The organism is Coprobacter sp. (assembly GCF_982436375.1).
Window position 1 is genome coordinate 1 of record NZ_CEWDCG010000094.1, and the last position, 10,958, is coordinate 10,958.

Annotated in this window: 10 protein-coding genes; 3 read left to right on the forward strand and 7 right to left on the reverse strand. The window is 38.7% G+C overall.

Going from position 1 to position 10,958, the window contains the following annotated elements:
* The 6 genes from AC1WHX_RS06845 to AC1WHX_RS06870 all read right to left on the reverse strand — a co-directional run.
* On the reverse strand, window positions 1-1,580 hold a 1,580-nt coding region (locus AC1WHX_RS06845), incomplete at its 3' end, for a peptide chain release factor 3 (protein WP_122337120.1).
* 10 nt (window positions 1,581-1,590) lie between these two features.
* The gene (rfbD, locus tag AC1WHX_RS06850) at window positions 1,591-2,451 is read right to left on the reverse strand and encodes a dTDP-4-dehydrorhamnose reductase (protein WP_022389936.1); all 861 of its coding nucleotides are present in this window, start codon (window positions 2,449-2,451) and stop codon (window positions 1,591-1,593) included.
* 21 nt (window positions 2,452-2,472) lie between these two features.
* Complete coding sequence (locus AC1WHX_RS06855; RefSeq protein WP_009317165.1) at window positions 2,473-3,015, reverse strand: DUF4924 family protein; 543 nt, start codon at window positions 3,013-3,015, stop codon at window positions 2,473-2,475.
* Window positions 3,016-3,055: 40 nt separating this feature from the next.
* Window positions 3,056-3,967 (reverse strand): hypothetical protein, encoded by a 912-nt coding sequence (locus AC1WHX_RS06860; RefSeq protein WP_022389935.1) that lies wholly within the window; start codon window positions 3,965-3,967, stop codon window positions 3,056-3,058.
* Window positions 3,968-4,182: 215 nt separating this feature from the next.
* A complete protein-coding gene (locus AC1WHX_RS06865; protein WP_122337117.1) occupies window positions 4,183-5,307 on the reverse strand; it encodes a glycosyltransferase family protein in 1,125 nt (374 codons plus the stop codon).
* A 50-nt stretch (window positions 5,308-5,357) separates the two neighbouring features.
* Window positions 5,358-6,137 (reverse strand): UDP-2,3-diacylglucosamine diphosphatase, encoded by a 780-nt coding sequence (locus AC1WHX_RS06870; RefSeq protein WP_009317168.1) that lies wholly within the window; start codon window positions 6,135-6,137, stop codon window positions 5,358-5,360.
* Window positions 6,138-6,353: 216 nt separating this feature from the next.
* Between AC1WHX_RS06870 and AC1WHX_RS06875 the strand changes: the two genes are divergently transcribed.
* The 3 genes from AC1WHX_RS06875 to AC1WHX_RS06885 all read left to right on the forward strand — a co-directional run bounded on the left by AC1WHX_RS06875 (window position 6,354) and on the right by AC1WHX_RS06885 (window position 8,360).
* On the forward strand, window positions 6,354-7,337 hold the full coding sequence (locus AC1WHX_RS06875; RefSeq protein ID WP_303115648.1) for an aldo/keto reductase: 984 nt from the start codon (window positions 6,354-6,356) through the stop codon (window positions 7,335-7,337).
* A 12-nt stretch (window positions 7,338-7,349) separates the two neighbouring features.
* On the forward strand, window positions 7,350-7,937 hold the full coding sequence (locus AC1WHX_RS06880; RefSeq protein ID WP_122303447.1) for a SagB/ThcOx family dehydrogenase: 588 nt from the start codon (window positions 7,350-7,352) through the stop codon (window positions 7,935-7,937).
* A gap of 240 nt (window positions 7,938-8,177) precedes the next feature.
* Window positions 8,178-8,360: a hypothetical protein gene (locus AC1WHX_RS06885; protein WP_022389931.1), complete on the forward strand. Its 183-nt coding sequence runs from the start codon at window positions 8,178-8,180 to the stop codon at window positions 8,358-8,360.
* Here the strand turns inward: AC1WHX_RS06885 and AC1WHX_RS06890 are convergent.
* Window positions 8,357-10,903, reverse strand: a complete 2,547-nt coding sequence (locus AC1WHX_RS06890) for a DUF5686 and carboxypeptidase-like regulatory domain-containing protein (RefSeq protein ID WP_481229054.1) — start codon at window positions 10,901-10,903, stop codon at window positions 8,357-8,359. The genes AC1WHX_RS06885 and AC1WHX_RS06890 overlap by 4 nt on opposite strands.
* Between the last annotated feature and the right edge of the window lie 55 nt (window positions 10,904-10,958).

The following is a 10,958-nucleotide window of genomic DNA, read 5'->3' on the forward strand; positions in this document are numbered from 1 at the left end:
TAAAATTCACTGGTAAAATGGAACTTTATTTTCGGAAAATCTGTCTGCGCCATTTGCAATACATAATTGGAATCTGCAAGAAATACATCCCGATCTTCCTTATCTTTTGCCATAAACTGATATTTCCGTTTTTTGAAATTCTCCAAAGCCTCGGCATCATCACTCTCTATCCAGCAAGCTTTATAAAGGCTGATAGGTTCCCATTTACATTGCGCTCCATATTCATGTAGCAAACGATATTGAATCACTTCAAACTGCAATTGTCCTACCGTCCCGATAATTTTCCGCCCGTTAAACTGATTGACAAATAACTGAGCAACACCCTCATCCATCAATTGGTCTATTCCTTTATTCAATTGTTTTGTTTTCATCGGGTCAGTATTTTCTATATACTTGAACATTTCAGGAGAGAAACTCGGCAATCCTCTAAAATGCAACTCCTCTCCTGCCGTTAAAGTATCTCCGATTTTAAAGTTACCGGTATCCGGCAACCCGACAATATCCCCGGGATAAGCCTCATCGACCGTAGATTTCCGTTGTGCCATAAAAGCTGTCGGACTGGAGAACTTCATAAATTTACCATTTCTCACATGTTTATAGTTTGCATTCCGTTCAAATTTTCCGGAACAGACTTTCACAAAGGCAATACAACTCCGGTGGTTGGGGTCCATATTCGCATGTATCTTAAAAACAAACCCCGAAAAATTAGCCTCTTCAGGGCTAACGACACGTTCTACAGCTTGTACCGGTCTGGGAGATGGCGCTATTTTCACAAAACAATCCAACAGTTCTTTTACTCCGAAATTGTTTAGTGCCGATCCAAAGAATACGGGTGCTATATTGCCTTTTAAATAATCGGAAACATCAAATTCAGGATATACTCCTTCTATCAGTTCCAAATCAGTTCTAAGTTTGGAGGCATCTTCTGAACCGATATATTTTTCCAACTCAGGATTATTAATGTCTTTAAATTCTACCGATTCGGTGACTACCTGCTTGCTCGGAGTGTAAAGATTCAATCCTTCCTCATATATATTATACACTCCTTTAAACCGCTGCCCCATATTGATAGGCCAGCTTAACGGACGCACACCTATTTTAAGTTCCGACTCCAGCTCATCAAGCAAATCGAAAGGATCTTGTCCTTCCCTATCCAATTTATTTACAAACACAATTACAGGAGTATTGCGCATGCGACACACTTCCATCAGTTTACGAGTCTGCATCTCAACTCCTTTTGCAGCGTCTACAACAATAATCACACTATCCACAGCTGTCAATGTGCGATAAGTATCTTCTGCAAAGTCTTGATGACCGGGGGTATCCAAAATGTTTATTTTATAATCTCCGTAATTAAACCCCATCACCGAGGTCGCAACCGAAATTCCTCTCTGCTTTTCTATCTCCATCCAGTCTGAAGTCGCCGTTTTCTTGATCTTATTCGATTTCACAGCACCGGCCACATGAATCGCTCCCCCAAATAACAGCAGTTTCTCGGTCAATGTAGTTTTCCCGGCATCCGGATGACTGATAATAGCAAATGTTCTTCTTTTTTGTATCTCTTCGGTTATCGTAGCCACTTTACAATAATTATTTCATTAATAAATTAATACACTTTACAAGACTGTTTTCCCAATATGGTATGGAAACCGAATATGTCTCTTTTATTTTTTTCTTATTCATCACGCTATAAAAAGGTCGCGTCGCTTTTGCCGGATATTCGCTTCCTTCTATCGGTAGCACTTCGCAAGTCCTAATTCCGGCAATACGGTGTATTGCTTTAGTAAAATCATACCAGCTACACACTCCTTCATTCGAAAAGTTATAGATACCGGGAATAAACGTCTTATTATCGATAATAATCATTATCGCCTTTGCCAAATCTCCTGCATAAGTAGGTGTACCGATTTGGTCAAATACGACACTTAATTTCTCCCGCTCTTTTCCAAGTCGAATCATCGTTTTCACAAAATTATTGCCGTAAGCCGAATATAGCCAAGAGGTCCGCAATACAACGGCATCGGAACAATTATCAAACAATAACCGCTCGCCTTCAAGCTTCGTAACTCCATATACCGAGCATGGCGCTGTTTCGTCACTCTCCGAATACGGTTTATAATGGACTCCGCTATATACATAGTCTGTAGAAATATGAATGACTTTAGCCCGATTCATTGCAGCTGCTTTTGCAAGATTCGCCACTGCCAAAGCATTAATCTTTCGACAAGTATCCTCATTATCTTCTGCTTTATCGACCGCAGTATAAGCTGCACAATTGACAATAACCTCGATACCGTGACCTGCAACATACTTCATTACGGCTTCCAAATCGGTAATATCCAGATCTTGTATATCCGTAAACAGAAAAGTATTTTTTTTATCTTCTTCCGCCAGACAGCGCATTTCATTACCCAACTGGCCGTTAGCACCGGTTACTAAAATTTTTGCCATGCGATGTTTTTTTTTAAAATTTTATAATTCCAGATCTCCGGCTTTTTCTTGTTTATATTTTTCAGACAATAATGCTAAAAAAGTCGATATTTGTTTCATTGCAGCCTGTGTCTGTTCAGAAATCTCCTTTTTCTGTAACCGAAGCATTAAGATTCCATAAAGCGCATTAAAACAAGTCTCTATTTCACCAACCGGTTCGTCTCCTGTTTTTGCCCTCAACTCAACAATATAAGGGAGCGTTTTGAAAAATGTCGCCCCATAAAACGGTTCTTTCGGTGACTTCAATAAAGCCAGGTGCAAATCGGTAAGATCGATAATAACATTTTTATTCAACTGAAGATGTCCGCTTTCCACCACACCTTCACGTCTCATCATATCGATAAGGCTCTCATACCACTCCCGAATTTCTTTCTTTTTATCATCCGGGACATTATATTTCGAGACAATCTGTTCATCGATAGTATCGATATCCAGCTTATATGCCCGGATAATATCTTCGATCTGCCACATATAGAGCAAATACTCAGCGATATTTTCTTTCCTTTTTTGGCTGGCTATAATCATATTTCAAAATTTATCCGGAGAACAAATAAACAATTTATTTTTAACAATTTCCGAATATACATTCAAAAATCGCATAAAACTCTTTATCATTCACCCCTAAGTGACGACAGGCTAAACGAGCAGCATTGATATCGCCCAAAAATTCTTCATCAAATAATGTTACAGGTACTCGTCCATAACGGGTTTCCAACTCGATATTATCGTCTGTTCTTACAATAGGATGCGGTAAATAGGGAACGGCTGTTATATCCTCTCTGACCGTATCTGCCAAATCCTGAAGTAAAGGAATATTCTGATTATATATAAATTTCCCGTCCCGCTCGATCGAAGCGACCATACCCTTCCAGAAATCGACATAAGATTCGAAAGTCGAATGCGTTTTCGTCGGATGCCACAACAAATCGGACATGATCAGTATATGCGGTTTATATTGCTGGTGAGCCAATGGCTTCTCTTCAAGAAAAGCATCTCCCTCCAATAATGAAATCCGCGCATCATAGCTCAGAGAAATCTGTTTCTCCTGACCCGGAATCTCATTCAACGCAACGTAATCGCAACGCATGTTTTGCTTACGCAAGGCTTTCAGAACCATACTCATAATTCTGTTCGGATGCCGAGGATTACAAAAAACCAAACGTATCTTATCTTTTGCCATTCTCAACACAAGTTCCGGAACAGAAAGGATCAATAACCCGGATTCCTTTGCACGAATAAGTTCCGGATGATCAGAAACCGACTGCAACGGAGAAACGACAAAGTCGATCTTTTCCTTAAAAGGATCGTTTATCGGCTGTAAGTCTGCCAACAGAATATCTTTCTCCCTCAAAATATCAGCTTCAGCTCCCATAATATCCGCTCCGGAACAACTGACACTATATCCTTTTTCACGTAAAGCGACAGCTAAACGGAACATATATGTGTCTCCAAGGGATATAATATGAACTTTTTTCATGTACTCCTCTCTACTTATAAATTATTTTATCCTAAAGAAATATACAGACAGATTGAAACAATTGTTCGACAATCTTTAAGATTTATGGATATTTCTCAGAATGATCCCCAAAAATTGAGTGCAAATTTAATACAATAGAACGAAGCTACACAGAATTGAAGCAATTTTTTTTCTATATCCAAACTATCTTCGACAGCTGCCGATAATTATAAAAATTAAGCATGATAATTCCAAATCAAACCTTTTCGTTCCGGATATTTATGAGATAAATAAACCTCTTTTAATTCAGAGAAAATAAGCGTATCAGCATTAGCGACCCATCTTCGAAACAGGGTATTGGGTTTGTAAATCGCAACAGACTGCAACAATGCACTCAAATCGAAATTATCAGATACGATACCCGCTCCTGCACGCAAAGCGTCAAAAGCATTGCATTCCTGTTCTATATGTGCAGGTACCATTAACACAGGTTTCTGCAAATAAAGTGCTTCGCATACCGATTCAAATCCGGCTGTGGTAGAATAAGCTTTGCAACCTGCCATTTGTTTCAGAAAAGACTTGTCATTAATTCGAAACAGAGAAAATGTAGACGATATGTCCAACCTCTCGGCTGCATCTTTTTTATCCCAGAAAAAATGCAATGTCTCTTCAGGATTATGTTCATGCCATTTGCTTATTTCGGAAAGATAGCCACTATTCAACATATAACCCAATATATAATCGCCTTTAACAGGCTCTAAACGGGTGACTTCGGAACGTAACAACGGAGGGACGACAACAATGTGACGAGAAATATCATCTCCCATGGGATAAAAAGACAAAGCCAACCTTCGATCAGCTCCCATACTAGTAAGCCGAGTGAAAAATTTCAAAAAGAAAAGTTCGACAGGAGACTTTTTCGGGAAACGGAATTTTCGATGTAGAAACATATATTGGTGTCCGATACAAACCATTGGAATCGAAGGAGGCATAAATAAATAAGTCAATCCGGTCAACAACTCATAAAAATTAAGCACGATGTCCGGCTCATATAGTTTTATCTGTTTCCGAATAAAATTCATATTCGAAATAAAAACAGGTAATTTCAACAAGTTATAAAATACGCTTTTCCATAGCCCGGGACGCTTATTTTGCGCTGCCGGCAAAAAATTAGGACTCTCGAATTGAATAACCGGTGCTGTTGCCTGATTTAGGAAATAATCGGGTAACTGTCTTGCAGAACTTTTCCCGACCAAAAAAGCCGCAATTTCATCTCCCCTCATCCGTATTCGCTCCTGCATTACCAGCGCCTGAGTAAAATGCCCCCGACCTTCACCTTGTACAACAAACAGATACTTCATATATTTTTAGACTATAACCCATAAAACAAAAACAAATAACGAACAATTTATCAAGCGGTTTTTTCGGACACTTCATTTTCAAATAAACACTCTTCATAATGATATATCTCCCACGTACCATCTACATGCTCGATCAAAGCGCTAAGAGACTCTACCCAGTCACCAGAATTGAGATAATGAATATTTCCATACCATGTATTTGCCGGCTGATGAATATGTCCGCAAATAATTCCGTCGAAATGACGGGCTGCTGCAAGTGCTGTCAGTTCCTTCTCGAAATCTGAAATATAAGATACGGCAGATTTTACCTTGTGTTTGACAGACTGTGAAAAAGAGTAATAAGGTTTTCCCTGTTTCCGTCGATAATTATTCAATATCCTATTTATCCACAAGAGAGCTGAATAGCCATAATCTCCAAGTTTAGCCAGCCAGACCAAATGTGTACTGATATTATCAAAAACATCTCCATGCGTTACGTAATAACGTTTTCCGTGAGATATATGTACATAATCCTTTACCAATGAAACGGATGGAAGCGACAAAGGCAGTATCTTATCTAAAAAGTCATCATGATTTCCACGAACATAAATAACTTTCGTTCCGTGTTTTTCCATCATTTTCATAATAACTTTTATAAGTTCCGTATAAGAACGTTTCCAGCGTCCGAAGGGATTTCGCTGCAACTTCCACCCATCCAGAATATCTCCATTCAAAATAAGCTTATCACAATCGATATTTTTCAGGAAAGAAGTCAACTCTTTCACTTTTGAATGCTCTGACCCGATATGTACATCCGACAGAATCACCGTAGAGACTTTTGTTCTTGTCATAGAATAATTTTAATTTTCGTTTAACAAAAGAACAACAGTTATATTTCCTGCATATTACAAGAATGTTTGTTTTCTGTTTCAGAAGATTACACCTTGCTTTCAAATCATAAATTATGTAAAACCACACTATTTTATTCAATAAATAATATCGGGAACAATCTTACTTCTTTTAATTTTGTTATTAATATATCATACATTTATAAAATCAGATATATTATGGAATACAGACAACTGCAACATTCAGAGCTTACTTTATCGGCTATCGCTTTCGGCGCATGGGCTGCAGGGGGTTGGATGTGGGGACAAACAGACCGGCATGAAGCAATCAAGGCCATGCGTGCGGCATACGCTGAAGGTATGATCTCCTTTGATACCGCCCCGATATGCGGACAAGGAGAAAGTGAAGAGATTGTCGGAGAAGCATTACAAGATATTCCCCGCGACAAAGTGCAAATACTGACAAAATTCGGGTTACGTTGGGACTTGAATAAAGGAAATTTCTATGTCCACAGCCAAAATAATCAGGGGAAAGATATCGATATCTATAAATATGCCGGAAAAGAGAGTATTATACAGGAATGTGAAAATAGCCTGAAACGATTAAAAACCGACTATATAGATCTCTATCAAATACATTGGGCCGATATAACGACCCCTATATCGGAAACATTCGAAGCAGTAGCCCGCCTTATCGAACAAGGGAAAATCCGATATGCCGGAGTATGCAACTACACACCTGAACAGATTGAGGAAGCTGATAAAGCAGTAAATATAATATCTGACCAAATTCCTTTCAGCATGGTAAATCGAGGAAGTGAAGACAAGACCATTCCATTCTGCATCCGGAACAAAAAATCGGTAATTGCTTATAGTCCTATGGAACGAGGATTATTGACAGGAAAAATGACACCGGGACAAAACTTTAAAAAAGGAGACCACCGAAAAACCAATCCGTATTTCACAGATGACAGTATTATCAGAACCAACGCTTTTTTAGCGAAAATAAAACCGATTGCCGATGAAAAAGGCATTACCCTTTCTCAACTTGTACTACGCTGGACAATCGATCACCCGGGCATTACCATTGCTTTAGCCGGAGCTCGTAACAAAGAACAGGTAATCTCCAATGCCCGAGCCGCCGACGTGCATTTATCGAATGACGAAATTTTATTCATAAATAAACAATTAGAATTTCTTTAAAAACACTTCACGATGAAAAATTTATTATTATCTATTACGGTTTGCGGAATCATAGCTTGCGGATGCGCTCAAGCTAAAGAACTCAAAACAATACAACTGAATGCTCCGGACACACAACGGGGGGATGCCGTAATGACAGCACTAAAAAACAGAAAATCTACCCGGGAATTCTCTACGAAAGAGTTAAGTCTTAAGGATCTTTCAGATCTTTGCTGGGCGGCAAACGGTATCAACCGCCCTGAATCGGGGAAAAGAACGTCTCCATCGGCAATGAACAAACAAGATATAAAAGTATATGTTTGTACAGCAGACGGAAGCTACTTATATAATCCCCAAAAGAATACACTCGAACCCGTCAGCTCCGGAGATGTAAGACCTTTAAAAGCACCGGTATGTCTCATTTTAGTATCTGATACAAGCAGCGACTGGGGAGCAATGGATGCCGGAATAGTATCTCAAAATATATCGCTATTTTGTGCAGGAACAGGTATGGCAACCGTTCCACGCGGAAGTATGGATAAAGCAGCATTAAAAAAGGCTTTGAAACTTACGGGAGATCAGACTCCTTTTTTAAATCATCCGGTAGGTTATTTTAAATAAATAATCATTTCATAAAAATCGGTGTAGTTCAGAATGTCGTATATCAAAATAAACTGCACCGATTTTTATATTTAAGCATTATATTTCCCTAATCATTAAATTAAAAAAGTCTCATCTGCCTCACAAATTTCAGCAACAACTTCGTATTAAGCCGTTTTTTAATTGCCATTTAAGTAAAACTTAAATAACCGATAAAGCCTCCCTGCTTATTTTTGCGCTATAACTTAAATATATAAAAACATGAAACGACTTATTACTAAAAGAAGGAGTTTCAGCCTAATGATCATTATAGCAATATGTGCCATAACGACAAAACTGTTATTGCAAAAGTTTGTTACCGACGCCAGGACATACGACGTAAAGGTATATGCTACTACTCCCAAAACGGACGCATCTTTTTATCTTTCGATAGCAGAACTCTAAAACGAGAAATGCATGGCAATGCGCACTCCCGAACGATCTATTCCGAGATGATTACGATAAGTCAAACGCCAGACATATTCGACCCGCAATATCGTAAATATGTTGTCGAGACCAGCTCCGAACTCCATATAAGGTGTCTTCTTATCCATCATACGGGTTGTCGACGGGAAAGCCCATAAAAAATCGGAATCGGGATGTAATGCCGGATTATTTTTATCGGATAAATGTCCGAACATGCCTTTAAAAGAAATCACTTCCCTAAGTTTCATATACTTAACCAACGGAATACGATTGAATAATATACCGTTAGCAAAATAGGTCAAATCCCATGACGCATACGAATCATTTATGAATTCCATCGGATTCATCAACGAATAAGAGCCTTGTTGGATTAAATAGGAAAGATTGGCATTCGGTATGATCAACATGGGATAAGGAACTTTGTTCCAAACTTTTCCGGCCTGAAGCATAACATTCAAATGACCGAAAGCTGAAAACCAAAATGCTTTTCTTACACTGAAATCGGTGCGATTATAATTATACTTGCTGTCAAAGACACCTTTCAATCCCACGACATGAGATAATGTAAATACCGGTGCATCTTTTGTAATCGGATAACGTTGACCTTTCGTCTGATAAAATTTTTCATTCGGAGCATAACGCAATTTTATTTCAGCTTCAGCTTCGGAATATCTTTTAAATTCATTTCCTGCTAACGGTTTGAACGGTACCCATTTCGTTGCCTCTTCTGTCTTATAGCGCAAATCCAAACCGTATGAAAATCCGAACTTATGTTCACGCAAATATCCTAACTCGGTATTCCGCAAATAGGTAGAGCGAACATCTTCCATACGTTTTAATGCCAGAAATACATTGTCTTTGTTGGTATATAAATAATGTTGCCCGAGCTGATTAATGTCATAGCTATGCATCAACCGGATAGAATGTACAGGGAATTCTCCAGGATGATATTTTTTCTTATTGAAAGAATACTGCAACTCGGCCTTATATTTGAATTTCTTATCCCGAGTTCCGTATGCAAGATAACCGTTACCGAACCAATGCGGATTCAAATTTGCCGTAGTCAGACCTCCTACTCTAAAACGCGCACCCTCTACAGAATTACCGCTGATCGTCGTATTCATCGGTCCGAAGTCGAATTTACTCTCCTTTGAGGTTTCGATATATCCCGAAATCAGAATAGATATAACCTTTTCCGTCCAATAAAACACCGGCACTTCCCGTAAACGGACCAGCAACTTATCGACTGCATTTTCTTTCGACTTCACTGCTACGTGCCGATTATCGATCCAAAAAGCTTCGGGCTTTACCTCCGCCATTTCATCAACAATCACACGCCCTTCCTTACTAAAGATAGACATATCGGCAGGAGGTGAAAAATTATGTTTTGTGTAAGTAGACAGACGTCGGGCATACAGTCCCTGCGTACCGGGCAATATTCTAAATTCTACAACAGCATCATCTTTTGTCTTGATACGAGTGCCATCCGGAAATCGTTTAAAATCCTGAGAAATAACAAGATTCTCCACATAATTCAAATTAATGGCTTTAGGAACTGTAAGCTTTGCTTTTTTAACAAAATAAGTAGAATCTAACGTAACATACAAATGTCCGACAAATCCTGTAGATTCGGAGTTAAAAGGAGCAAATGCCAAATCGACACACTTTTCACCTTCTATTTGTATGGTGTCCATCAAATAATAACGATAAAAAGCCGGTCCTATATTTGACAAAGGGCTGACAAAGCGTGTCAACAACATAGTTACATCATTGCCGAAAATATCAACCTCTTTAAACACCTCATCATAGAACTGTTGTAGGCTCTCCTGGTTGAACATCTCGTCTATACCCGCTCTTTTTATCCCTGTCACTTGTTGTTTATGACTGGTAGGACTCTTTCGATAGTGGTTTTCTGCTATTTTTTCTTTGATCGAAACCGTCAGTATCGGTTTTCCGGAGACCTCCGAAGTATCTACATAATCAAAAATAAACTGGAATTTCTTGAACAACCACTTCTTCTTTTGCTCCTCAGAAAAATCATTCAAGGCCAATGTCAGTTTATCATACTGTTCATAATTATAATAATCGTGGTTTTCCGGAGAATTTTGATCACGCCGTTCTATGATATTCTTGACAAAATCTACCGCCGGATTTCCTTTCCTTTTATAACGCTCTCTTTTAGGTCTTACTATCACTTCCTTTACATCATAGGTCGAAGGTACCAACTTGACTTCTAAAGTATGCGTTCCTCCACGTTTTACCGATATCTCTTTCCCTCGATAACCCAAAGAAGTAAAAATAATCTTAGAAAACGCAGAAGAAGTTTTTATAGAAAAACGCCCTTCATCATCTGTCGTTACCCCAACTTGAGGACCTTTCAAAAAAACCGACACGTAAGGCAGAGGTTCATTCGTAACCGAATCGGTAACAATCCCGGTTATTACAGTAGATTGAGCAACGGCTTTATAAGGGAACAAAAAACAGATACAAAAAAGGGAGATTATATATATTTTTTTACTCATGTCTCTCGATTACTATCCGAGGCGCAAATTTAGATAAAATATTAACGTTGAATAT